21 protein-coding genes are annotated in these 24,301 nt (G+C 69.2%); 9 read left to right on the forward strand and 12 right to left on the reverse strand.

What is annotated here, in order from left to right:
• Positions 1 to 29 precede the first annotated feature (29 nt).
• Genes C1A38_RS09795 through C1A38_RS09815 form a run of 5 tightly spaced genes read right to left on the reverse strand, consistent with a single transcriptional unit; the run spans position 30 to position 5,443 of the window.
• Positions 30 to 1,106 carry an ABC transporter ATP-binding protein gene (locus C1A38_RS09795; RefSeq protein ID WP_102657520.1) on the reverse strand — a complete coding sequence of 359 codons (1,077 nt, stop codon included), beginning with the start codon at positions 1,104 to 1,106 and terminating at the stop codon, positions 30 to 32.
• Positions 1,106 to 2,173: an ABC transporter ATP-binding protein gene (locus tag C1A38_RS09800; protein WP_102657521.1), complete on the reverse strand. Its 1,068-nt coding sequence runs from the start codon at positions 2,171 to 2,173 to the stop codon at positions 1,106 to 1,108. Before C1A38_RS09800 ends, C1A38_RS09795 begins: the two co-directional genes overlap by 1 nt.
• Complete coding sequence (locus C1A38_RS09805) at positions 2,173 to 3,084, reverse strand: carbohydrate ABC transporter permease (protein ID WP_102657522.1); 912 nt, start codon at positions 3,082 to 3,084, stop codon at positions 2,173 to 2,175. The genes C1A38_RS09800 and C1A38_RS09805 overlap by 1 nt, the downstream gene beginning before the upstream one ends.
• Positions 3,084 to 4,031 carry a carbohydrate ABC transporter permease gene (locus C1A38_RS09810; protein WP_233196742.1) on the reverse strand — a complete coding sequence of 316 codons (948 nt, stop codon included), beginning with the start codon at positions 4,029 to 4,031 and terminating at the stop codon, positions 3,084 to 3,086. The genes C1A38_RS09805 and C1A38_RS09810 overlap by 1 nt, the downstream gene beginning before the upstream one ends.
• On the reverse strand, positions 4,028 to 5,443 hold the full coding sequence (locus C1A38_RS09815) for a sugar ABC transporter substrate-binding protein (protein ID WP_233196743.1): 1,416 nt from the start codon (positions 5,441 to 5,443) through the stop codon (positions 4,028 to 4,030). The genes C1A38_RS09810 and C1A38_RS09815 overlap by 4 nt, the downstream gene beginning before the upstream one ends.
• A 408-nt stretch (positions 5,444 to 5,851) precedes the next feature.
• Between C1A38_RS09815 and C1A38_RS09820 the strand changes: the two genes are divergently transcribed.
• The 3 genes from C1A38_RS09820 to C1A38_RS09830 all read left to right on the forward strand — a co-directional run bounded on the left by C1A38_RS09820 (position 5,852) and on the right by C1A38_RS09830 (position 8,080).
• Positions 5,852 to 6,595 (forward strand): GntR family transcriptional regulator, encoded by a 744-nt coding sequence (locus C1A38_RS09820; protein WP_102657525.1) that lies wholly within the window; start codon positions 5,852 to 5,854, stop codon positions 6,593 to 6,595.
• An 83-nt stretch (positions 6,596 to 6,678) separates the two neighbouring features.
• Entirely contained in the window at positions 6,679 to 7,242 is a 564-nt protein-coding gene (locus C1A38_RS09825) for a DJ-1/PfpI family protein (RefSeq protein ID WP_102657526.1), read from the forward strand.
• Between the two features lie 64 nt (positions 7,243 to 7,306).
• Positions 7,307 to 8,080, forward strand: a complete 774-nt coding sequence (locus C1A38_RS09830; protein ID WP_233196744.1) for an alpha/beta fold hydrolase — start codon at positions 7,307 to 7,309, stop codon at positions 8,078 to 8,080.
• Positions 8,081 to 8,153: 73 nt separating this feature from the next.
• On the opposite strand, the gene C1A38_RS09835 is transcribed toward C1A38_RS09830, so the two are convergent.
• Positions 8,154 to 8,483, reverse strand: coding sequence for a MazG-like family protein (locus tag C1A38_RS09835; protein ID WP_102657528.1), 330 nt, complete (start codon positions 8,481 to 8,483; stop codon positions 8,154 to 8,156).
• Positions 8,484 to 8,742: 259 nt separating this feature from the next.
• Here C1A38_RS09835 and C1A38_RS09840 point away from each other — a divergent pair, with 259 nt between their 5' ends.
• The gene (locus C1A38_RS09840) at positions 8,743 to 9,978 is read left to right on the forward strand and encodes an RCC1 domain-containing protein (protein ID WP_102657529.1); all 1,236 of its coding nucleotides are present in this window, start codon (positions 8,743 to 8,745) and stop codon (positions 9,976 to 9,978) included.
• A 93-nt stretch (positions 9,979 to 10,071) separates the two neighbouring features.
• Here the strand turns inward: C1A38_RS09840 and C1A38_RS09845 are convergent, their stop codons facing one another.
• Positions 10,072 to 10,992 carry an NADP-dependent oxidoreductase gene (locus C1A38_RS09845; RefSeq protein ID WP_102657530.1) on the reverse strand — a complete coding sequence of 307 codons (921 nt, stop codon included), beginning with the start codon at positions 10,990 to 10,992 and terminating at the stop codon, positions 10,072 to 10,074.
• Positions 10,993 to 11,299: 307 nt separating this feature from the next.
• Here C1A38_RS09845 and C1A38_RS09850 point away from each other — a divergent pair, with 307 nt between their 5' ends.
• Positions 11,300 to 14,260 (forward strand): immunoglobulin-like domain-containing protein, encoded by a 2,961-nt coding sequence (locus tag C1A38_RS09850; protein ID WP_158244880.1) that lies wholly within the window; start codon positions 11,300 to 11,302, stop codon positions 14,258 to 14,260.
• Positions 14,261 to 14,361: 101 nt separating this feature from the next.
• Here C1A38_RS09850 and C1A38_RS09855 read toward each other — a convergent pair whose 3' ends face one another.
• Positions 14,362 to 16,116, reverse strand: coding sequence for a family 43 glycosylhydrolase (locus tag C1A38_RS09855; protein ID WP_102657532.1), 1,755 nt, complete (start codon positions 16,114 to 16,116; stop codon positions 14,362 to 14,364).
• Between the two features lie 236 nt (positions 16,117 to 16,352).
• Entirely contained in the window at positions 16,353 to 17,057 is a 705-nt protein-coding gene (locus tag C1A38_RS09860) for a hypothetical protein (protein ID WP_233196745.1), read from the reverse strand.
• A 483-nt stretch (positions 17,058 to 17,540) separates the two neighbouring features.
• Here C1A38_RS09860 and C1A38_RS09865 point away from each other — a divergent pair, with 483 nt between their 5' ends.
• From C1A38_RS09865 to C1A38_RS09875, 3 genes are all read left to right on the forward strand, one after another.
• On the forward strand, positions 17,541 to 18,239 hold the full coding sequence (locus C1A38_RS09865; RefSeq protein WP_102657533.1) for an alpha/beta fold hydrolase: 699 nt from the start codon (positions 17,541 to 17,543) through the stop codon (positions 18,237 to 18,239).
• 228 nt (positions 18,240 to 18,467) lie between these two features.
• Complete coding sequence (locus C1A38_RS09870) at positions 18,468 to 19,178, forward strand: ThuA domain-containing protein (protein WP_102657534.1); 711 nt, start codon at positions 18,468 to 18,470, stop codon at positions 19,176 to 19,178.
• Positions 19,148 to 20,260 carry a Gfo/Idh/MocA family protein gene (locus C1A38_RS09875; RefSeq protein WP_102657535.1) on the forward strand — a complete coding sequence of 371 codons (1,113 nt, stop codon included), beginning with the start codon at positions 19,148 to 19,150 and terminating at the stop codon, positions 20,258 to 20,260. Before C1A38_RS09870 ends, C1A38_RS09875 begins: the two co-directional genes overlap by 31 nt.
• A 7-nt stretch (positions 20,261 to 20,267) precedes the next feature.
• Here the strand turns inward: C1A38_RS09875 and C1A38_RS09880 are convergent, their stop codons facing one another.
• Positions 20,268 to 20,954: a response regulator transcription factor gene (locus C1A38_RS09880; RefSeq protein WP_102657536.1), complete on the reverse strand. Its 687-nt coding sequence runs from the start codon at positions 20,952 to 20,954 to the stop codon at positions 20,268 to 20,270.
• The gene (locus C1A38_RS09885; protein ID WP_102657537.1) at positions 20,951 to 22,162 is read right to left on the reverse strand and encodes a sensor histidine kinase; all 1,212 of its coding nucleotides are present in this window, start codon (positions 22,160 to 22,162) and stop codon (positions 20,951 to 20,953) included. The genes C1A38_RS09880 and C1A38_RS09885 overlap by 4 nt, the downstream gene beginning before the upstream one ends.
• A gap of 217 nt (positions 22,163 to 22,379) precedes the next feature.
• On the opposite strand from C1A38_RS09885, the gene C1A38_RS09890 reads away from it, so the two are divergent.
• Positions 22,380 to 22,850, forward strand: a complete 471-nt coding sequence (locus tag C1A38_RS09890) for a DUF6223 family protein (RefSeq protein WP_102657538.1) — start codon at positions 22,380 to 22,382, stop codon at positions 22,848 to 22,850.
• A 139-nt stretch (positions 22,851 to 22,989) separates the two neighbouring features.
• Here the strand turns inward: C1A38_RS09890 and C1A38_RS09895 are convergent, their stop codons facing one another.
• Positions 22,990 to 24,213 (reverse strand): DUF2786 domain-containing protein, encoded by a 1,224-nt coding sequence (locus tag C1A38_RS09895; RefSeq protein ID WP_233196746.1) that lies wholly within the window; start codon positions 24,211 to 24,213, stop codon positions 22,990 to 22,992.
• Positions 24,214 to 24,301 lie beyond the last annotated feature (88 nt).

The raw sequence follows: 24,301 nt of genomic DNA on the forward strand, positions 1-24,301 counted from the left end.
GGCGCGGCGTGTCGTCGCGCCCGGCGCGGTTACCGCCCCGCCTCGGACACCGACAGGCCGGTGTCCGCGTCGAACAGGTGCGCCCGGTCCAGGTCGACCGTGACCTGCAGCCGCTCGCCCGGCGTACCGGTGACCGTGGGTCGTGCCTTGACCTTGACGATCGTCGTCCCCACCTGGACGTCGACCACCGTCCGGTCACCGAGCGGCTCAAGCCCGTAGAGCTCTCCCGGCAACGACGCGTCCCCGCGTTGCTCGACGGACAGGTCCTCCGCCCGCAGGCCCAGCAGCAGCGGCTGACCGTCCTGCGCGGTGCTCCAGCGGGGCCGCGGCAGCGTCCACCCCTGCGCACCGACCAGACGATCTCCCTCGGCATGGCAGGCGAGCAGGCTGATCGGAGGGCTGCCGACGAATCCGGCGACCCACTGGTTGGCGGGACGCTCGTACACCTCGGTCGGTGTGCCGACCTGTTGCACCGTTCCCTCCTTGAGGACCGCGACCTGGTCGGCCATGGACAGGGCCTCGACCTGGTCGTTCGTCACGTAGACGAAGGTTGCTCCGAGGCTGCGGTGGATGCGGGTGAGCTCGGTACGCATCTCGACGCGGAGTTTGAGGTCGAGGTTCGTCAGCGGCTCGTCCATGAGGAACGCGCGCGGGCTACGGACCAGTGCCCGGGCCAGGGCGACCCGCTGCATCTCACCGCCGGACAACTGCGCGGGACGACGTTGCAGCAACCGTTCGATGTGCAGCAGGCGCGACATCTGCTCGACTGCGGCGGCGATCTCGCTGGACGAACAGCGGCGGGCCCGCAGCGGTGATGCGATGTTCTCGTACACGGTGTGTCGCGGGTAGAGGGCGTAGCTCTGGAAGACCATGGCCAGGTCGCGTTCGGCCGGAGCGTCACCTGTCGCGTCCCTGCCGTCCAGGTGCACCGACCCGGCGTCGAGCTTCTCCAGACCGGCGATCGCCCGCAGCGTCGTCGTCTTGCCCGCCCCGGAGGGGCCGAGGACGACGAAGAAGGCACCGTCCGGCACGTCCAGACTCACCCCGTCCAGGGCCTGAACCTTGCCGAAGGACTTGCACAGCCCGTGCGCTGCCACGGTTCCCATCAGGCCACCAGCTCTTCCGTACGCAGGTCGTAGACCGCCGGGGTCGCGCCGGTGTGCCGGAGCCCGACCGGTGCGTCAGCGTCGAATCGGACGGTCGGTGGCATCCGCACCCGCACGTCGCGCTGGCCGCCGTGGTCGACGACGTAGATGATTTCGTCGCCCAGCCACTCCGCCGAGACCACGCGGGCCGGGACCGAACGCTCCGCCCCCGGTGCGGTGACCTCCAGCGCCTCCGGCCGCACACCTGCGACCAGGTGACAGTCGCGGGACAGACCGGGCGGTGGCGTGAGGGCCAGCCCGCCCTGAGCGCGCAACGCCCCGTCGGCCACCTCCACCTCGATCAGGTTCATCGGCGGTGAGCCGATGAAGGCGGCGCAGAAGAGACTCGCCGGACGGTCGTAGACCTCCAGCGGCGTGCCGATCTGCTCGACGCGGCCCTTGTTGAGGATGGCGATGCGGTGGCCGAGCGACATCGCTTCGACCTGGTCGTGGGTGACGTAGACCATCGTCGCCCCCAACTCTCCCTGCAGGTGCTTGATCTCGGTACGCATGTCCGCCCGCAGCTCCGCGTCCAGGTTGGTGAGCGGCTCGTCCATCAGGAATGCGCGCGGCCGTCGCACCAGGGCGCGGGCGAGCGCGACGCGCTGCTGCTCCCCGCCGGACAGTTGACGCGGTCGCCGGTCCATCAGCGGACCGAGCCGCATCAGCCGGGCGGCCTCGTCGACCCGCTTGAGCACCTCCGACTTGGGCAGCCCCTCGGCCCGCAGGGGGAACGCCAGGTTGTCGCGGGTCTTCAGATGCGGGTAGAGGGCGTAGAACTGGAACACCATGGCGATGTCCCGCTCGGCCGGCGGCAGGTCGTTGACAAGCGTGTCACCGATGCGGATGTCGCCTGTCGTCTGCCGCTCCAGGCCGGCGATGGCGCGCAGCGTGGTCGTCTTGCCGCAACCCGACGGGCCGAGCATCACGAACAACTCGCCGTGGCCGATCGACAGGTCGACCTGTTCGACGGCGACCGTGCCGTCCGGGTAGCGCTTGTGCAGGGCGGTCACCTCGATGCCGGCCATCAGCGTCGCACCGCCCCGAGCGTCACACCGGCGATGAGGTGCTTGCGGACCAGGTAGGCGAAGACGAGCACCGGTAGGGCGAACACCACGGAGGCAGCGGCCACCAGCCCCCAGTCCGTCGTGGTGCCACCGATGAGGCCGGCGATGGCGGGTGGGGCGGTACGCACACTGTCGCTGGAGGTGAGGAAGATGGCGAACACGAACTCGTTCCACGAGAAGATGAGGGCGAAGACCGCCGTCGCGGCGATGCCGGGCACGAGCAGGGGAAGGGTGTGTCGCCGGAACGCCTGCAGACGGGTGTACCCGTCGAGCATGGCGGCGTCCTCGTACTCCGAGGGCACCTCGTCGACGAATCCCTTCATCATCCAGATGGTGAACGGCAGGTTGTACGCGGCGTAGATGAGGATCAGGCCGAGCTTGCTGTCGATGAGTCCGACCTGGCGGTACATGAGGAAGATCGGGATCACGACCACCACGGGCGGCATGAAGCGGGTGGACAGGATGAAGAACAGTTGGTCCTTCTTGGCCTTCACGGCGAAGCGTGAGTAGGCCCAGGCCGCCGGGACCCCCAGCAGGGTGGCCAGCACCGTCGAGGCCCCGGCGACCAGCACGGAGTTGAGGAACGCGACGGACAGGGCCGAGCGACCGCCGTCGGGGCCGACGAACACGTCCTTGAAATGTTCCATCGTGACCGTGAAGCCGAAGAACTCGGCGGGGACGGCGTAGACGTCCCGGTTCTCCTTGATGGACGTCTCGATCATCCACAGCACCGGGAAGAGCATCACGACGGCCAGCACGGTCAGCAGCGCGACCTCCAGCACCGAGCGGCCCCGGCCGCCCCGGCGGCGTGCGGGGCGGCCGCGATCCCGGGCAGGACCTGTGGACACGGCCTCGTCGACGGAGACGGCCATCAGCCCTCCTTGAGTCTGTTCAGGTAGCGCAGGTAGATCTGCGAGAGGACGATGACGACGAGGACCATGAGGATCCCGTACGCCGATGCGGTTCCGGTGTTGAAGCCCAGGAACGCGACCTTGTAGACGTGGAACGACAACGTCTCGGTGGAGACACCCGGGCCGCCGTTGGTGAGGATGTAGACGAGGTCGAACAGCCGGAAGGCCTCGATGGCCCGGAACAACACGGCGATCAGCAGCAGCGGCCACACCAGCGGAAGGGTGATGGTGCGGAACCGGAACCACTCCGACGCCCGGTCGATCGAGGCGGCCTCGTACAGGTACTTGGGCACCGCGGTGAGCCCCGCCAACGCGATGAGCATGATGAACGGCGTCCACTGCCAGGTGTCGACCACGATCAGGGAGATCAACGCCGTGCGCTGCCGGGTCAGCCACTCCACCTGACCCAGGCCGATCGACCCGAGCATGCTGTTGACCACGCCGAACTGTGCGTCGAGCATGAACCGCCAGAACAGCCCGACCACGACCGGCGACAGCATCATCGGGACCAGGAACAACGTGGTCAGCAGCCCTCGCCCACGGGTACGCCGGGAGATCAGGTACGCGATGGTGAAGCCGAGCACCGTCTGCAGGGTGACCGCGCCGACCACGTAGATCAACGTCGTCAGGGCCCGCTGGTGGACCTGCGCCGACGTCAGGATGGCGGTGTAGTTGCCGAACCCGACGAAATAGGCGCGCCCGCCACGGGTGGCCGAGTAGTCGGTGAACGACAGGTACAGCGCCCACAGCAGCGGGAACACCGACATCGCGAGCAACAGCAGCAACGCGGGGGAGATGAACGCCACCGCCAGTCCGCGGTCGCTCAGCCGGCGGGACCGACCCGGTGCAGGTGGCGGCGTCGCCGCCACCTGCCCGGCATCGTCGGTCATCACAGGTACGGAACTCACAGTCCGCCGCCACCCTTGCGGCCGCTGGAGTCCAGTACGCTCTGCTGCTCCTTGGCGATGTCGTCGAGCGCAGCCTTCGGATTCTTCGCACCGTTGAGAGCCGCGTTGACGTTGGTGTTCTCGATGTCGACGAGGCGCGCGTACTCGGGCACGTTCCACATGTCCCGCATCCGCGGCACCGAGTCGGCGTACACCTGGTTGAACGGCCCGGCGTTGAGGAACTCCGGCGAGGACAGGGCGTCCGTACGCGACGGCACGCCACCGGCCGCAGCCCACTTCTTCTGGACATCAGCCTGCTGGAACCACTTCATGAAGTTCAGGGCCTCCACCTGGTTCGCCTCGGCGGAGTAGGCCGACACGTGCATCCCCATGCCGCCGAGCGGGACCAGGTCGGTCTTCTGGCTCGGCAGGGTGGCGAAACCCAGCTTGTCGAGGATCTGCTCCCGGGTGTTGCCGAGCGTCGACTCCTTCGGATCGAGCAGGCCGCCGCTCGCGGCGATCCAGTTGAACGCGATGCATGCCTTGCCCTGGGCGACCGCCGCGTTCACCTCGTCGATGAACCAGTTGCCGGAGCCCCTGGCGGTCAGCGGCTTCATCTTGTTGACCAGGACGTCCATCGCCTCGTGGCCCGCAGCATCGTTGAGAACGCCGTCGATCTTGCGCGTCTTCGGGTCCCACAGGTTGCCGCCGTACACGCCGTTGACCGTGTTGTAGGTGACGGCCGCGGCGTCGGAGCCGTTGGCCTGGTGGAAAGCCAGCCCGCTGACGCCAGGGTTGTCCGCCTGACACTTCTCGGCGACGGAGATCATCTCGTCCCAGGTCTGCGGCGGCTTGTCGCCGATCAGGTCCTTGCGGTAGATCATCGTCCAGGTGTCGCCGAGCAGCGGCAGCCCGTACAGGCTGGCGTTCTCGTCGCGCTGGCCGGTCTCCGCCTGCGGGAACTGGCCGTAGGCCGCCAGCAGATACGGGTTGTACGCGTCGACCTCGATGTTGTTCTTGACGAAGTCGGTGATGTCGAGGATGTTGCCGTTCGTCACGGCCTCGCCGATGTGCTGCGAGTCCAGGATCGCGATGTCGAAGTCGGTCTTGCGGGCGGCGAACTGGGTGAACATCGCGTCGTGCCAGTTCGCGTTCGGTACGGTGTTGACCTTGACGGTGACGTTCGGGCGGTCCTTTGTGTACTCCGCGTTCGCGAAGTCTTCGAGGGCCTTGGCGGGGGGCCAGTCGAACCAGATGAAGCTGAGGGTCAGCGGGTCCTTGGTGAGCTCCGGGATGGTCGCCGGTGCCTTCGGCGCGCTCGCCGTCGCACCGTCGTCCCCGCCGTCGCCGCATGCCGCCACGGTCGTGGCCATCAGCAGCATGGCCGCCGTTGCCAGCTGCACCTTCCGCCGGGGAGCGGACAATCGATCCATTCGCTGTGAATGCCGCATATTCCTGCCTGCTTTCTGGGGACGGGCTTCAAGAACCTCGCTATGTGCTTCGCCGAGCAGTTGCTGAGTTGTTCAGCGCGTGGTGCCGGGGCGCCCAAGGGCGACCCACGGACCGGCACCCCGAGTGCGCCGGGCTGTACCGGGCCGTCATGCCGCTGAGAAGTCGTCGGTCCAACTGCCGCCCGGTGACGAACCGAGCCCGACGTCGCGCATGCTGAGGGGAGCTTCAGATGATCGAGCGGAGCGGTGGTGTGGGCGGTGCCCTGCGGGTTGCAGGATGGCGGTCAGTCGCCACTTTTCCTATACGATCCGGTGGGGCGTCAGCATGCCGCAGCGTGATGGCTGGTGTCAATGAGTTCCGGAAGACGCAAGGAAGGACCTCACGCCACGATGGATGACGAAGCGATGATCGGGCGGGGCCGCAGGGCGTGGACGGGCGGAGGATCGTCGGGGCGTGCCGGCGGCCGGCTGGCCGACGAGGTGTACGACACGCTGCTCGGACAGCTGATGTCGCTGCGGATCGAGCCCGGCTCCCGGGTCACGATCGACGTTCTGGCGCGAGAGCTGGGAGTCTCGCAGACACCGATCCGGGACGCCCTCAACCGCATGGAGTCCGAGGGTCTGGTCGTACGCGTGCCCCACGCCGGCTACCGCATTCCACCCCAGATCACCCGAAACCGGTTCGAGGACATGCTGGAGGTCCGCCTGCTCCTCGAACCGGCAGCGGCCCGCAGATCCGCCGAACGCGCAACGTTGGCGCAGGTGGCCGACCTGCGACGAATGCTGGAGGAGATGGCCGAGCTGGAAGGAGGAGACGGGCCCACCGCCTACGGCGCCTTCGGTCTGCGGGACGCCGCCTTTCACGACCTCGTCGCCCTGAGCGCGGAGAACCAGGTCATCCGTGAAACGCTCGCCCGCCTGCACAGCCACGTGCACCTCTTCCGGCTGCACCGCGACGCCCAGGTCACCCACCTGGCCATGGCCGAGCACGAGGACGTCGTGGCCGCGATCGCCGCACGAGACCCCGACGCCGCCGCCTACGCGATGCGCCGGCACATCCTGCGCTCCGGCGAGCGCTTTCGACGACTGTTCGACGAACTCAAGGAAACGGACCCGGTGGCGGTGGAGGCTTGACGGGCGGACGGGGCCGGGTAATGCTGAACCGATCCGATCGTATTGGATCTATCTCGCCCGTCCCCAGATGCGAGGAGAAGCAGATGCCCAGAGCGCTGCTCCTGACCGGCGACGCCGCCGAAGAACTCGACACCATGTACCCCTACTACCGCGTGCAGGAAGGCGGCTGGGACGTCGACGTCTCGTCACGCACGATGCGTGACGTGCAACTGGTCATCCACGAGTTCGACCCCAACTCCGACGCCTACGTGGAGAAGAACGGCCGGAAGCTACCGGTCGACGTGCCCTGGGCCGAGGTCGACGTCGAACGCTACGACGCCCTCATCATCCCCGGCGGACGAGCCCCCGAGTGGATCCGGGTCGACGCCGACGTCCGGCGCATCACCGAACACTTCTTCGCCCGCAACCTTCCCATCGCGCTTGTGTGCCACGGCGCCCAGGTGCCCGCGGTGTACGGGCTGCTGAAGGGTCGAAAGACCGCATGCTTCCCACCCATCACCGGTGACATGGAGAACGCGGGCGCGACGGTCATCGACGCCCCCGACGTCGTGGACGGCAACCTCGTCTCCTGCCGGGGATGGCCCGACATGCCGCAGTTCGGCAGGGCGATGATGGAAGTCTTCTCGAAGTCCGTCAACCCCGCGTGAGCACTGGCATCTTCCGGTGACAGCACTTCGGACCGTCACGGTCCACGGCTCTCCCGTCCACCTCATGGAGAGCGGTACCGGACCTGCGGTGCTGATGCTGCACGGCTCCGGACCCGGCACGACCGGGTCCGGAGCCTGGGCGACCACCGCGCAGGCACTGGGCACCTCCTGGCACTTCGTCGCTCCTGACCAGGCCGGATTCGGCCGCACACCCGTCCCGGCGGGCTCCAGGGGCGGGCTCCGGCTGTGGACGGAACAGGCCGCAGGCCTCATGGACGCTCTCGGCATCGAGCACTACGCCGTGATGGGTCACTCCATGGGTGGCGCCGTGGCACTGGCGTTGGCGGCCGCCCGCCCCCAGCAGGTCACCCGGGTCGTGGCTGTCTCGACGATGGGCGCCCCCGACGCGCCGCTGTCCGCCGATCTCGACGCGATCTGGGCCGCGCCCGCCGGCGTGCTCGGCGCACGAGACATGCTCAGTCGCCTCGTCCTCGACCAGGCACTCGTGACCGATGCGGCCGTCGACGCCCGCGCCGCCGCCATGCGAGCGGGAGCAGACGCGTTCGCCTCGCTGTTCCCGCCACCCCGGGCGCGATGGGCCGACGACCTCACCCTCTCCGCGCAGACGCTGGCAGGGATCCGCGTGCCCGTGCTGCTCGTACACGGCGCCGAGGACCGGGTCATTCCGCTCGAAACGGCAGCCCAGCCGCTACTCGCACACCTGGCCGATGTCCGTTTGCACGTGTTCGGCCGATGCGGGCACGTACCGGCGATCGAGCACCCGCACGAGTTCAGGCAACTGCTGTCAGGCTTCCTCCGCCCGAACCACTGTCCCTGACCGCTGCGGTAGGCCCCTGGCTTCCGATTCGTATTCGGGTGGTGGAGGCTTTGGCACGCTCGGCGGCGTGTAGCTATTCGGGCGGCGTGTTCGGGTAGGTGTCGAGGCGGGCGGCGGCCTTGTCGGCGCAGGTGGTGACGACGTGGCGGGGGTCGTGGCCGAGGCTGGTGATGGCGACCAGGGCGGTGAGCACCACGTCGGCCAGCTCGGCGGCCACGTCGTCGCTGGTGTGGGTGATGCCTTTGCGGGGGTTCTGGCCGATGGCGCCGATCCACGCTGCGGCGACTTCGCCTGCTTCTTCGGTGACCTTGAGGATGCGCAGGCCGATCTCCTCGCGGCTACGGCCGTTGACGGCGTCCAGCCGGGCGGTGACCAGAGCGGCGAGGTCGAACAGGTCAGTCATCGGGGAGTCCTTCGAGGTTGGGACGCAGTAACATTGACGGTTGTCTCTGGTGTGCGGCAAGATTGCTGCGAGCCATCCGCGCGGGAACACCCGCCCTCTTGTATCGGCTGAGGGCATGGGGACGTCTGGGCAACGACCCGCCTGCCACGGTCAGTTGATCGCACTCGCAGCATGCTGAGCCATGCCGCCGAACCGTACCCGTGCCGAGGCAGCGCCGCCTCCACTTTGCACAACCGACGATGCCTTGGGAGAACAAGACGTGAAGGAACATCAGGAGGGCCGGCTGCGGACGCGGTGGCGGCGGGCAGCTCGAACCGCCGTTGCCGCGGCGACGGCCGTCGTGGGAATCACCGTGCTCTCCGTCGGCCTTACGGCGGGCGCGGCCGCGGCGGGCGGCAGCCCCGCAGACCGGGACACGTCGAGCGCCTCGGTCGCCGCCGCGGCGGTGTCCCAGGTCGCCACGGGTGATCTGCACACCTGTGTGATCCCCACCGACGGGACGCTCTGGTGCTGGGGCAACAACTTCAACGGCCAGCTCGGCGACGGGACCACCACGAGCCGGGCCACTCCGGTCCGGATCGGCGACGCCACCACCTGGGCGCAGGTCGACGGCGGCAAGAGCAGCACCTGCGCGGTGCGCACGGACGGAACGCTCTGGTGCTGGGGTGCCAACAACAACGGGCAGCTCGGCGACGGGACCACCACGAGCCGGACCACTCCGGTCCGGATCGGTGACGCCACCACCTGGGCCAGCGTCAGCACCAGCAACAATCACACCTGCGCGGTCCGGACCACCGGCACCCTGTGGTGCTGGGGCCTGAACACTCACGCCCAGCTCGGCGTCGGTATGACCCACCTGATGTCGCCCACCCCCCTCCAGGTCGGCACGGCGACCACCTGGGCCAGTGTTGCGACCGGGTACGGACACAGCTGCGCCGTCCGCACCGACGGAACCCTGTGGTGCTGGGGCAGCAGTTCCGACGGGCAGCTCGGTCTGGGCATCATGAGCTACAAGACGACACCGACCCAGGTGGGCACCGCGACCACGTGGTCCGCAGTGACGACCGGGTACGTCCACACCTGTGCGGTCCGCACCGACGGGACCCTGTGGTGCTGGGGCGAGAACGGGTACGGCCAGTTGGGCGGGGGCAGCGGTCACCAGACCGTGCCACTGCAGATCGGTACCGCCACCACCTGGGCGCGGGTCGAGGCGAGCATCGACTCGTCCTGCGCGGCCCGTACCGACGGCAGCCTGTGGTGCTGGGGCAGGAACACCTACGGGCAGGTCGGTGACGGCACCACCACCCACCGGGTGGCCCCGACCCAGGTCGGCACCGCAACGACCTGGACGGGAAGTTTGGCGGTGTCGCACCACGGCTGCGCCGTCCGCACCGACGGAACCCTGTGGTGCTGGGGCGACAACTTCCTCGGGCAACTCGGTGACGGCACCACCACCGGCCGGACGACCCCGGGACAGGTCCTCCTGCCGGCCTGACCGCATCGACAACGGAGTGGAACCACTGCCATCGGGCGTGGTTCCACTCCGTGCGTCATGCCGCCGGGGACCATCGCCGCTGCCGGCGGCGTGTCAGACAGCGATCACCAGCTTGCCGGCGGTGTGACCGGTCTCCACGGCAGCCAGCGCCTCCGCGCTCTGGTCGAAGCTGTACGTGCGGGTGATCCGCGGATCGACGGTGCCGTTGAGCATCAGCGCGGCAACCGTCTCCAGTGACGCCCGGTCGAGGCGGCGGGGCAGGTACTCGCCGCCCAGTTCGCTGACGGCGACGTCGGCGGCCGACAACAGCTGCCGGGCATCAGTCACCAGCGCGGCGACCGACCGCAGCGAGTCGCCGCCGACGAGGTCGATCAGGCCGTCGACACCGGCCGGAGCGACATCGCGTACCTGTTCGACGACGTCACCGACGGTGTAGCTGGCGAAGGCGACGCCGAGAGCCTCGGCTTCGGCACGCTTGCTGTCGCTGCCGGTTCCGATGACCGTCAGGCCCCGCGATCGAGCAAGCTGCGCGGTGATCTGGCCCGTGCTGCCCCCGACGCCGTTGATCAGCAGCGTGGAACCCTCCGCCAGGTCGAGCCGGTCGAGCCCGTCGAGGGCGGTGGTGCCGGAGACCGGTATCGTCGCCGCCCACTCGTAGGGCAGGGCCTCCGGCTTACGAGCCACGTTCACCGCCGGCAGGACCGTCGTCTGGGCGTACGTGCCGGCGCCGCTGAGCGCGAACCCGAATACCGCGTCGCCCACCGTGATGTCGGTGACGCCGGTACCGACCGCGAGCACGTCGCCGGCGGCCTCCATCCCCATCACCTGCGGGAAGGGCAGGTGCCCGTTGAGCGCCCGGACGAGTCCGGACCGGAGCATGTGATCGATGCGGGCCACCCCGATGGCCCGAACCTGGATGAGGATCTCCCCATCGCCGGGCCGTGGATCGGGCCGATCGAAGTAGAACTGGACCTCCGGGCCACCGAAGGCGCGATACCCAAACACGCGGCTCATTGTCGTACTCCCTCACTCGTTGTCGACCGGCGACGCTAATTGCTGACGCCGACGTCAGGGGCAAGGACGTGTAGCCCAGCTCACGCGTACGTGCGGGGCCGTGAACATGCAAATGGGGCCGTACTCAGGACGATCGGGCGGCTCGGCGTGGGCCCCGGTCGAGCGCGATGACGCTGGACGACCGCTGACCCGGATTCACCAGCCTCGGTCGTCACGCATCGTCTCGTTGACCTGGCAGTACGCCGAAGTTAGCGTTAACAACACCACTCTCGTCCACACCAGAGAGTCCACCACCAAGGAGGACCCATTGAGATCGAGGCAGCCAAGGTCACGTCCCAGGCTGAATCGCAAGGGTAGGACCATCGCGGTCCTTGCCCTGGGTGCGCTTCTCTCGACCTCGTTCGCGGCCACCCCGTCGTACGCGGCCGACGACCAGCTCAACGAGGGCCTGGTGCACCGCTTCGCTCTCGACGAGACAAGCGGAACGACGCTCGTCAACTCCGGTAGCGCCGGGGCGGCGGCGAACGCCACGCTCGTCAACCCGCAGAAGGCGACGTTGACCGGCAACGGAGTCAGGTTCAACCCCGACTCGTACGAGGGTGCCCTTGAAGGCGCGTACGTGAAGCTGCCGAACAACCTCACCGCCGGCATGTCGAACCTCACCGTCGACTACGACGTGTGGATCGACCCGGCGAACGTCGGCGAGCACCAGATGTGGAGCTTCGGCGCGAAGTCCGGGTCGTGTGACGCCGACACCGGCGCCCAGGGCGCCATCTTCGCCTCGAACACCCAGCGTTTCCGCGTCGCGGTGGGTTCGACGAACCTCCAGCAGAACCGGGTCCGGATGACCGAGGGGGCGTGGACGCACGTCACGTACACCCAGTCGCTGAACGCGAACGGCACCAGCTGGACCGGTCGGCTCTATCTCGACGGCGTGCTGCACGCGACGCAAGCGAACCTGACCACGCCGCCGTCGGTGAACGCCGCGGGGACCACCTGCAACTTCCTCGCCCGCTCGCAGAACTCGGGCCACTACTCGTTCCGCGGCACTCTCCGGGACTTCCGCATCTACGACCGGGCCGTGAGCGCCGACGAGACGCTCGCGCTGGCGCAGCGGACCGTCTCCGACGGCGTCCGCGCCGACGCCGCCGCCATCGACCTTGGACTGACCAGCGCGATCGTACGCGACATCGTGCTGCCCAAGGTGGGCTCCGCGGCGGGCTCGACCATCACCTGGACGAGTTCGGACCCGTCGGTCGTCGCGGTCTACACCCCGCCGGCGCTCAACAGCGCCCGCAAGGTGCCGGTGACCGGCCGGATCACCCGGCCCGGGCAGGGACAGCCCGACGCGACGGCCGTCCTCACCGCGACGGTCCGCAAGGGCGCTACCGAGGTCGCCACGCGGGACATCCCTGTCGTGGTGAAGGCCGAGTTCGACAACGCGCAGGCGGTCGACCGGGACACGCTCGACCTGACCCTGTACGCCACCGACGACGTGCGCGGAAACATCAACCTCCCGGCGACCGGCGAGTTCGGGTCCACGATCACCTGGACGTCGACAACCGACCTCGTCTCCCCGACCGGCGAGGTGACTCGTCCGGCCTTCGGCCGTGCGGATGTCGAGGCCACCCTGACCGCGACCATCACCAAGGGGTCGGCGTCGAAGACCAAGTCGTTCCCGGTGACCATCACCGCCATGCCCCGGACCGAGGAGTACGAGCGGTACTTCATGGGGTACTTCAAGGGTGAGGGGATCGCCGACGGTGAGCAGATCATGTTCGCCACCTCCAACGGCAACACCGCGCTGGACTGGACCGGTCTGACCGGTGGTCGGCCGTCGCTCATCTCCCAGCTGGGCGACCAGGGACTTCGTGACCCGCACATCGTCCGCTCACCCGACGGCGACACGTTCTACATGATCGCCACCGACCTGAACTGGTACGACCAGGGCGGCTACGCCATCAACGACACTCAGTACATCGAGGTGTTCGAGTCGCACGACCTGGTCAACTGGACTCCGCAGCGGCACGTGAAGGTCGCCCCCGACGACGCGGGCAACGCCTTCGCCCCCGAGTCGCTGTGGGTCGACGAGATCGGCGCCTACGCCGTCTTCTGGGCGCAGTCGCTGTGGAACAACCCGGTGAACCGTACGGGTCAGGGCAACGCGCAGATGTGGTACGCCACGACGCGCGACTTCCAGACGTTCTCCGCCCCGCAGGTCTGGCAGGACCCGGCGCCGCTGTCGCGGATCGACACGACCGCCATCAAGGTCGGCGATCACTACTACCGGGTGACCAAGAACGAGGCCGGTAACCAGGGCTCGGACATCTTCTCCGAGAAGCACACCGACTTCCTGGACAGCAACATCAACAACTGGACGCTGCTGGCTCCGGCGCTGGGACGCACGACGTGGGTCGCCAACCAGGGCTACGAAGGGCCGGTCATCTTCAAGGCCAACCCTGGTGACACCGCCTGCCCCGGCCAGTTCTACCTCTGGGGTGACCGGTACACCAACGGTGGTGGCTACCAGGCCGCCTGCCACGAGGACATCGAGGCGCCGACCTGGAACGCCAAGCCGATCACGATGACCAACGCCGGTGTCGTCCGGCCGCGGCACGGCACGGTGATCCCGCTGACCCTGCGCGAGTGGAACGACATCCGGGGGATCCCGAACAGCGACGTCACGACCACCACCGAGGTGTCGGTCGAGCCGTACGCGAGCGGGGCCCAGACGACCACGGCCACCGCCACGGTCACCGCGGCCGACGGGTTCGAGACCGGCGGTCAGGTGCGGTTCAGCGTCGGCTCGTGGTCGGAGGTCGCCTACCTGACCGACGGCGCGGCCACGGTCACGCTGCCGACGGGGCTGCCTGCGGGTACCCGGTCGGTCAAGGCCGAGTACCTCGGCGTCGACTACCTGAAGGCGTCGGCGGGTACCGCGTCGGTCCAGGTGCCGCAGGGTTCGAAGGCTGTGAAGGTCCACGCGAAGGCCGCACCGGCGTCGGTGGTCCGAGGCGGCACGTTCACGTTGAACGTGACGGTCGAGCCGAAGGGTGGGCCGAAGAAGGACGCGGCGACCCCGACCGGCGAGGTCACTGTCACCTTCGCCGGCAGCGTGCAGGTCGTGTCGCTTGTCGACGGCAAGGCCGTCGTCACGCTGCAGACCGCCGATCTGAAGCGCGGGAACTACCGGGTCCACGTCGCCTACTCCGGCAACCCGACCTACCAGGGCCACGCCGACACCTATCAGAACCTGACGGTGCGGTAGCCGGCACAGGTACGCCGAGGCGGTGCGGAAACCGCCACACGAAGGAGCGGGCGAGATCGGTTGATCTCGCCCGCTCTCTTTGCGTCGCCCCGGTAACCGGACTACGGGGTGAGCATGCCCTTGGAAGCGACGAGGTGGTAGTTCTCCCCGAACACGCCTAGCTCGTGGACGCCGACCTTCACGTTCTCGGTCGTACCCAGGATCCTCAGTCGGACCGCGTTGGTCAGCACCCGGTCGAAGGTGACGTAGTCAGCCGTGTACGCGGTGGTGTTCGTACTCCGGTCGACAAGCGTCCGCCACGTGTTGGTGGGGATGTCCTTGTACTCCAGGGTGTACTGCACGGCGTTGTCCTTGGTGAACGTGCGCCCGAGTTCCTTCCACTGGATCTGGGCTGCGGAGATGTGGAACACCGTGCCGAAGCCCCTGATGTAGGTGGGCGTGCTGTCGTTGTCGGCCGGCTCCCACCAGGTCGACAGGGACCGGTCGCTGCCGTAGTACGGGCTACGTCCGGGCGCGTAGCTGCTCGACCAGTACGCCTGGCTGTTGGTGGCCACGTTGTAGAGCCCGACGTCGTCGCGGCCGGAGATCTTCCTGCCCGGAGCCAACTGCGGCGTGTTGGACAACTCGCACTCGATCGCACCCTTCTGCGGACCGTTGGGAATCACGGTGCAGACGTCCATCCCCAGGCGTCGCTCGAAGAACTCCTCGTAGGCGATGACGTAGGTGTAGAAGAACACCAGGTTGCCGGAGGCGTCGACCACGAAGCTGCCGTGCCCGGCGTTCGGATACACCGCGCTGGGGTGGTTGTCGCCGGCGCCGATCGGGTTGCGTTGCGTCTCCTTGAACCCGGACAGCGGCCGGTCCGACGTCATGACACCTGTCGCGTACGTGGTGAACTCCGTCCCGCCGGAGGCGACCTGCAGGTAGTACGTGTCGCCCAGCTTGAACAGCTGCGAACCCTCCACGTACCCGTGCGTGTAGGTGGCCTTGTTGTCGCCGATGTGCTGCCACTCCTGGCGTGGGTCGAAGGTCCAGAGCACCACCGGGTCGCTGATGAGCTGGCGAGGGTTGTTCGGGTCCAGTTCGGCGCCCATGATCGGCGAGCCGATGTTGTACGTCAGGTACAACCGGCCGTCGGTGTCGAGGAAGAACTGCACGTCGCCGACGCTCAGGACCTGGCCATTCGGGCGTAGGAAGTTGCCCATGCTGGTCCACGGGCCGGTGGGGGAGTCCGCTCGGTAGACCGGGGTGTTGTTGCCGGCCATGTAGAAGGTGTCGCCGACCTGCACGACGGTGGGCGCCACCAGGCCCAGGTTCATCTCGTGCGGCGTCCAGGTGAGGTAGTCGGTGGTGGACCAGACGGTGCGGTTGTTGTTCGGCGCGTTCTGCATGGCGCCAGAGGCGTAGAGGTAGATGGTCCCGTCGACGTTCACCGCGGACCAGTCCGCCCCGGTGCGCGCCGAGTTCTCCGAGATCCTGGTGAAACCGACGCTGGACCGGCTGGAGAGGGTCCGTCCGGACGCCGCCGTCCACGTCGGCAGGTTCAAGCTGGCGGGAATCTGCGAGGTGTTGGCGACATTCGCGTCGGTGGGCGGCATCGTCCCGACGATGTTGCGTACCGCCATCCCCGGCAGGTTGATCGGGTTGACGTACGTCTGCGTCATGTCGACGCCGCTCAGCGGCACCTTGGCCAGCTGGGTCTTGGGTCCGACGCCCTGTGCCCCCGGCTTCTCGGGCTTTTCCGCCGCAGCCGGCGCCACCGGTGACAGTTGGCCTATCCCGACGCCTACCGCGAGAGCGAGGCCGATCGCCGCTATGCCTCGACGTCGCTTCCCGGCGGCCCTTTCGTCAGCCATGAGTTCCTAACCTTCCGTTCGGCAGGGTTAGCGCTAACAGCGAGCGGAAGAGTCCCTTTTTCGGGTTGGCCGGCCTGTGGTGTGACTAGTCGGTGGTGAGGCGACCGTTAAAGGTAAAGGAGAGGGTTTCCGCAGGGCCGGTCCGTGAGTGCGCGACCATTAGTGTGCGGTCGTATCCGATGCTGTTTCTTCGGACAGACACGCTGTTAGCGCTAACACGATTACGGTCATGTTAACTATGCATTCTGGAGAATGTCAAGAGCGTCAATGTCATCTGAGCAGGCTTTGGCCTTTGTGGCGATTGCGGCGCGTCTGCCGGTGATGCCCGCCACGCCGACAGTCCCGCCGAGGCGCGAGCGACGGACGGTGGGACGCAGCGCGTCGTCCTGCGTACCGGCGATGTCGGCCTTGGTGGTCCGTGCCTTGCCACCGACGTGGCCCCACGGCCGCGAGCCGAGGGCCTGGTCGGGCGACCAGACGAAACCGTCGGCATCCACGTGCCCCGACCCGCCCACGTCGACACCCCGCCAGTGGGCCGAGGTCGCCAGGCGCACCGACCTGAGCTGGCTGTCGCCCTTGCCGGCATTCGACGCCACGAGCAGGCCACCGACGAGCACACCGGGTGTGACGGAGGCGTTGTCGACCGTGGCCGTGACGGTGGTGGACCCACCGACCGCGAGCGTGACCGTGCCGGTGGCGGCCGCACCCGTGAGGGTCAGCCACGGCAGGTCGGCGGCCTCGTGCCCACCGTCGTCGGTGCGCTTGCGCTCGCTGAGCCGTACCTCGAGCGGCGCGGAGCCGCTGTTGGTCACGGTCACGTCGGCGCTCGCCTTCTGGTCCGGGCCGAGCAGCCAGTCGAGGTCACCGGCGGTGACCGTGGCGACGCCCGAGGTCAACGCCGCGTCGACCACCTCCGCCTGATCCTTCCTGGCGATGGTCACCGGGCGGCTGGCCGCGACATAGTTCGGAAACCGTCGACGGGGTCCGGTCGCCCTCGGGCGAGGCGTCGAGCATGCGTGATGATCTCTCTCTTCGGTGTTCAGCCGCAACCACCCGCTCCCGGCGGCGTCAAATCTGCGGCGCAACGCGACCCACCACCCACGGTCGGTGCGCGGCCGGGGCGGCGACATCGGTCGAATGACCTACAAACGACAGGCCATCGACGGCGCGGTGCCCGGTTTGTTGCCATTGCCGGGCAGGGCCGATCGGGGCTGCCGCAGCCCGTCACCGCGCTTCCCACTGGCAGCAGACCCGCCGGATCGGCAGGCAAATGACTGATTCGACTCGACCTGTGCCGGCCGAGCATGGAGCCAGCCGGGACGTCGACGGTTCACCAGCACCGCGGCCGACACGTCCCGCCACGATCGTCGACTCACCCGATCCGCCCCAGCCCACGCCGGCGCGGCAACGAAAGGACAAACCCCATGAGCACCACCGGGCAGGAAATCAAGAACGTCGTACTGGTGCACGGTGCGTTCGCCGACGGCTCAGGTTGGCGAGGCGTGTACGAGAACCTGACGGCCCGGGGCTACCGGGTCACGATCGTGCAGAATCCGCTGACCTCGCTGGAGGACGACGTCGCCGCAACCACCCGTGTGCTCGACCTGCAGGACGGCCCGACGATCCTCGTCGCCCACTCCTGGGGCGGCACGGTCATCACCGAGGCGGGCGTACACCCGACGGTCGCCGGACTCGTCTACGTCTCGGCGCTGGCACCCGACGCCGGCGAGAACACCACAATGCAGTACCAGGGATTCGCCCCGACCCCCGACTTCGTCATCGACGTCGGCACTGACGGCTACGGCTTCCTCAACCACGACACGTTCAAGGCCGGCTTCGCCGCCGACGCCAGCGACGCCGACGCGGCCTTCCTCCGCGACACGCAGGTGCCGATCAACATGTCGGCCTTCGGGACGCCGGTGAAGCACGCCGCCTGGCGCGACAAGCCGAGCTGGGCCGTCATCGCCACCGACGACAAGGCCTTCGACCAGGCGATGCTTCAGCACATGGCCAAGCGCATCGGCGCGGAGATCACCAACGTCCCGGCCAGCCACGCCGTGTTCATGACGCAGCCCGCCGTCGTCGCCGACGTCATCGTGACCGCCGCACAGCACGCCGGCTGACCCCGGACCACGCCACCCCGGGCCGGCTCACCCGCGACGTGAGCCGGCCCCGAGCAGCGTGCGCTGACTCGTCGGCGGACGAAGGGCGCCGACGCCGCCACCGCGGCCCTGACGAACAACCACCACCGCACGGGGTAGCGTCGTCAGAGGCGACGGGTACGGTTGTCGATGGCCGGACGGCGCCGGGCGTCGGCCGGGCGACAGTGGTGCAGCGGGGAGGGAGCAAGTGTGACGCGGCGCAGAGCCCTGGTGGTCCGAGGCGGCTGGGAGGGACACCGGCCGGTCGAGGCGACGGACCTGTTCATCCCGTTCCTCGAAGGCAACGGATACACGGTACGCGTGGAGGGGTCGGCGGAGATCTACGCCGACGCCGCCGAACTGGCCGACACCGACCTCATCGTGCAGTGCATGACGATGTCGCAGATCACCGCCGAGCAGGTGGCCGGCCTGGCCACGGCAGTCGCCGCCGGAACGGGTTTCACCGGCTGGCACGGCGGCATCGTCGACTCCTTCCGCGCCTGCTCGGACTACCTGCACCTGGTGGGCGGCCAGTTCGCCACCCATCCGAGCGTCCCGCCGTGCGATCGCCGCGGCGGAGAACAGGACGCCTTCCTGCCCCACTCGGTCGCGATCACCGACCATGGTCGGCAGCACCCGATCACCGCCGGGATCGAGGACTTCGACCTGGTCACCGAGCAGTACTGGGTGCTGCACGACGATCTGATCGACGTCCTGGCCACCACCACCCACCCGACGCGGGAATGGCAGCCGTGGCACCGGCCGGTCACCTCACCGGCGATCTGGACCCGCCACTGGGGCGCCGGTCGCATCGTCGTGACTACCCCCGGACACAGCCTCGACGTGCTGGAACACCCGAGCGTGCGGACCGTCATCGAGAGGGGCATGGTGTGGGCGACCCGCACGGCATCGGCATCGTAGGTCTCGGGTTCATCTCCCGCGCGTACCTGAGCACCCTCGCCGACCATCCCGCCGTGCGCATCGTCGCGGTGGCCGACATCGACGCGGCGCGGGCCGAAGCGGCCGCCGCCACGATTCCCGGCGCCGAGGCGGTAAGTGTCGAGCGACTGCTGCACCACCCCGACGTGACGACGGTGCTCAACCTGACCATCCCGGCGGCGCACGCCGAGGTCTCGGGCGCGGCGATCGACGCCGGCCGCAACGTCTACGTCGAGAAACCCCTCACCGCCACCTTCCCGCAGGGCCGGTCGATCATCGACCGGGCGGCGTCGGCCGGCGTCCGCATCGGCTGCGCGCCGGACACCGTCCTGGGCACCGGTACGCAGACCGCCCGAGCGGCGATCGACGGCGGACTGATCGGCCGCCCACTTGCCGCCTCGGCCGTCATGGTCACCCCCGGACATGAGCGCTGGCACCCGCATCCCGACTTCTACTACGCCCCCGGCGGCGGCCCCCTGCTGGACATGGGGCCCTACTACATCTCGGCGCTGGTCCACCTGCTCGGGCCGGTCCGGGCGGTGATCGGGGCCGCCAGTCAACTGCGTGACTCCCGGGTCATCGGCTCGGGTCCCCGCGTCGGGCAGCGGATCCCGGTCGAGGTGCCGACCCACGTGACCGGGGTGCTGGAACATGCCGGGGGTGTGCTGACCACCCTCACGACCAGCTTCGACGGCGTCGCGACCACGGCCGCACCGATCGAGGTGCACGGGGACAACGGCACCCTCGCCGTACCCGACCCCAACCACTTCGACGGCACGGTCCGCCAGCTCACGCTCGGCGACCCCGAGTGGCGTGCCCTCGAACCGCAGGCCGGCTACGTCGGCGCAGCCCGAGGGGTCGGCCTGATCGACCTGGTCCGGGCCGACGAGACCCGCCCACCACGGGCCAGCGGTGACATGGCGCTGCACGTCCTCGACATCATGACCGCCCTGCTCCGGTCAGCCACCGAAGGCCGACGGATCGAACTGACGACGACAGTCGAGCGCCCCGCAGCCGTCCCGCTCACCCCGACCGAGGACTGGCTCTCCGCGCCCGGCCGCTGACACCCGGTCACATGTCGGGGCCGACCAGCCCGGTCTGATAGGCGATGACCACCAGTTGCGCCCGGTCACGGGCGCCCAGCTTCGCCATCGCACGGCTGACATGGGTACGCGCGGTCGCCGGGCTGAGGAACAACTCGCCGCCGATCTCGTCGTTGTTCAGACCCCGCCCCACCAGCGCCAGCACCTCCCGCTCCCGGTCGGTGAGCACCGCGAGCCGCTCCTGAGCGGCGTCGGCGGCCGTCCGTCGTGCCGTGAACTGGCCGATGAGACGGCGGGTGATCCGCGGGGCGAGCAGCGCCTCCCCTGCGGCGACCACCCGGATGGCGTGCAGGAGTTCGGCAGGTCCGGCGTCCTTGAGCAGAAAGCCACTGGCACCGGCCTGCAGAGCGTCGAAGACGTTGGCGTCGGTGTCGTAGGTGGTGAGAATGAGAACCCGCACCCGCTCCAGCCCGCGCATCCGGCTGATCTGTGTCGTGGCCTGGATGCCGTCCAGCTTCGGCATCCGGATGTCCATCACCACGACATCCGGGCGGGCGCTGCGAGCACCCTCCACCGCTTCGGCACCGTTCGTCGCTTCACCGACCACTGTTATGTCGTCCTCCAGGTCGAGCAGCAGCTTGAACCCGGAACGCACCAGCTTCTCGTCGTCGGCGAGCAGCACCTTGATCTGCGCCTGGGCAGCTGCCGTGTTCACCGGCGTGACCCGTCCGGTGCCAGCGGCAGCCGGGCCCGGACCTCGAACCCGCCGCGCCGCGTCGGCTCGGCGTCGAGTTCCCCGCCGAGCAGCTGACAACGCTCACGCATGCCCACGATCCCGCGTCCAGGATCGGCCGGCGTGTCCGCACCGTCGCCCGCCGGCGCAGGGGTGCGGCGGCCCTCGTCGGTCACCCGAACCTCCAGGACGTCGACCCCGGCGCTCAACACGACAGTCACCTGAGTCGGACCGACATGACGGATCACGTTTGTGAACGCCTCCTGCACGATGCGGTAGGCGGCACCGTCCACCGCGCTCGGCAACGACGCAACGGGCGAGGCCGCCTCGACCGTGACGTCTAGTCCGGCCTCACGCGCCTTGGCGACAAGCTCGTCGACCTGCTCCAAGCCCGCCTGCGGCGCCCGAGCGTCGTGGTCGTCACGCAGTACGCCGAGAATGGTCCGCATCTCCCGCAGCGCCCGGGCACTTGTCAGCTCGATGGCCCGCAACGCCTCCCGGGCCTGTTCCGGTCTCTTGTCCAACACGTGCGCGGTGACTCCGGACTGGACGTTGATGATGGCGATGGCGTGCGCCACGGTGTCGTGCACCTCCCGGGCGATCCGCAGCCGCTCGGCGTCGACCCGTGCCCGCGCCGCCTCCTCACGGCTGCGTTCGGCCAGTTCCGCACGCTGCTGGGCGTCGGCGGCGATGACGCGTCGGGACCGCACGGATTCGCCGAGCGCCGCGCTCATCACCGACGCGCCGATGCGGAAGAACACCCACCCGATGGCGGCCCGCGGCTCGATGTCCGCCGCCGCGACCAACCATCCCACGGCGAGCACCGTGACACCCACACCGGCGATCACCAGCGACCGACGCCCGTCACCATAGGCGGCCAGCGTGTACAGGGCGACGAACAACCCCAGCCAACCGGGCGCGTCCGGGAAGTCGAGACCGTAGTACACCAGGCTGGCCAGCGCGGCGGTCACGAACACGGCCACCGGCCACCGACGGCGCACGGCCAGGACCAGTCCACTGACCACCAGCAGCGCGTATCCGAGGTTCCCGAAGTCGGTCAGCGGCCGTGGCGCGCCCTCGACGGCGACCTTGGCGACCGTGCCCTGCACCTGCATCACGGTGACGAGCAGCGCGAGCACCACGTCATGCGCCACCACCCGCAGGGGACGCGACCCGGCTCGCTGTTCCATTCCGTGAACCTACCGCCGGCACGCACGCTCATCACTGCGCACAACCGCGCGACCGGCTACGACGACCGGCGTAGCAAGCCCCGAACCGGCTACGCCCACCTGCGTAGCCGGTGCCATCCGCCGTCGGAGGCCACGGCACCCGCACCGCCGCGACGATCTGAGCGTCCCCCGGAGCCGACAGCGTCCGTATCGCCGTCAAACCGATCAGGAGAACGACATGAGCTCATCAAGGATCCGACAGGTGCTGACCGTCACCGCTGCCGCCATGATCGGAGTCGTCGCACTCGCCGTACTGCTCGGCGCGACCGGGCTCGGCGGCCCGGCTGCCGCCGACGGGCCGGCAGCAGCCATCGACGCGTACGCCCTGACCACCGGGCGACTCGTGGGCCTGGTGGGCGCCCTGGCGGCGCTGGCCGGTGTGGTCGTCGGCGGGCTGGCCGTGACCCGCCCCCGCAGCCGCATCGGCACCGGCAACGGGCGACTCGGGGCCACCATCGCCCTGGTGGCGGGGCTGATCGGCGTGGTCCTCGGCGGATACGTGGTGGCCGCCGCCGAGGGGGGACCCGGCACCGGCTACGGAATAGTCGGCGGCGTCGTGGCCGTCGTGGTGGGCCTGGCGAGCCTGGGACTCGGCGGGTTGGCCATGACCCGCTCCCGGCGTGCCAGCGAGTCGCAGGGCTCGCGGTGAACGGCAACACCGCTCATCGGCTGGACGGCCCGGGCGTGGGCCGTCAGGCCTGTGATCGACTCCGTTTCGCCGCAACGGCGGTATCCGGAGCGGCGGGAAACCGCCGTTTCGCCGAAACGGCGCGCGTCACGGCCGCGCGTCACGGCCGGGTGTCGGTCGGCAGGGTGGCGCGGTCGGCGGCCTGCCGACCGGACTCCCAGCCCTCGTGGCTCTCCACCCGGCTGGCCCGGGCCCGCACCGTGTGCGGGAAGACCCGCCGCATGGTCTCGCGGACCTGCTCGTCCCTGGAGGCCAGCACCGGCAGCAGGTCGACCGGATCGCTCACCCCCGTCCCGTCGCTCCCGCCGGTGACCTGGGCCAACGCACGCTGTGCCGCGTCGGTCAGCCGTTCGTCGATCCGGACGGCGAACGCCACCAGGAAGGACTGCCGGAACGCCTTGAGGCGGTTCCGACCGGCCTTGCCGCCCGGCGGCTCGGCCCGGGCCATCGCCCGGTGCGCCTGCACCAGCAGTGAGGTGTAGAGCAGGTCGACCGCGTCGATGTCGGTGTCGAAGCCGAAGACGGTGCTGAACGCCAGTTCCGGTGACGACACCGTGTGGCAGCGGTTGGCTCGGGCGACGACATCCAGTAGGGACGCCTTCTCCCGCTCATGCGGATGATCCACGCCGATGCGCCGCGCGTACGGCACCACCGGCGTCGCGTCACTGCCCCGGGCGGCCAGCAGCGCCTCGTCCAGGCTGTGTCGGGTGACCAACTCCTGGGCCTTGGCGGTGTACGTCTCCGCCTCGGCCGGGAAGGTCGTGGACTCCGCCTTGGCCAGCAGGGCGCGTACCCGGTCCAGCAGCCGGGCGTCGATCCGGGACGCCCCGGCACGGCCCGACCCGCCGCCCGGCGGGGGAGCGGACCCGGGCGGGGGCACCAGCACCTCGATCGGCGGGAGCGCGGCCAGGATGACGAGCAGACCCACAAGCAGATCGAGTACGGCCACCCGGTCGAGCCGCCAGCGAGCGGCAAGCTCGTCGACGTACGTCGCGTCGCCGGTCCACCAGACCCGCGCGCCGAGAGCGTCCGCCTGCGCCAGCCACCGCTCGTCGACCGCGTCGCGGGGAAACCGTCGCAGGTACGCGGCGACCGCGTCGGTCACCAGCTCGGCCTGGCGCGGTTGACCCCGTCGGGCGACCACCCGGTGCACCTCGGCCGGCTGCCATCCGCCCCGCCACAGCCGCGCGCACGCCTCGTCCTTCGCGGCCACCAGCTCCGGATCGACCTCGGTCGACCGCGTCACGGCCAGGGCGTCCAGCCCCGCCTCGTAGTCGATTGCCCCGGCGAGAACCGCCCTGATCCGCTCCCGCACCGATGTCACCAGCCCAGGCTACGGAGTCCGGGCCGGGCCTTCCGGCCAGTGGCCGGATCAGCGACGGTGGTCACTCCACCCGAGCGCGACAACACCC

It is taken from the genome of Verrucosispora sp. ts21 (genome assembly GCF_002879555.1).
GTDB lineage: Bacteria > Actinomycetota > Actinomycetes > Mycobacteriales > Micromonosporaceae > Micromonospora > Micromonospora gifhornensis.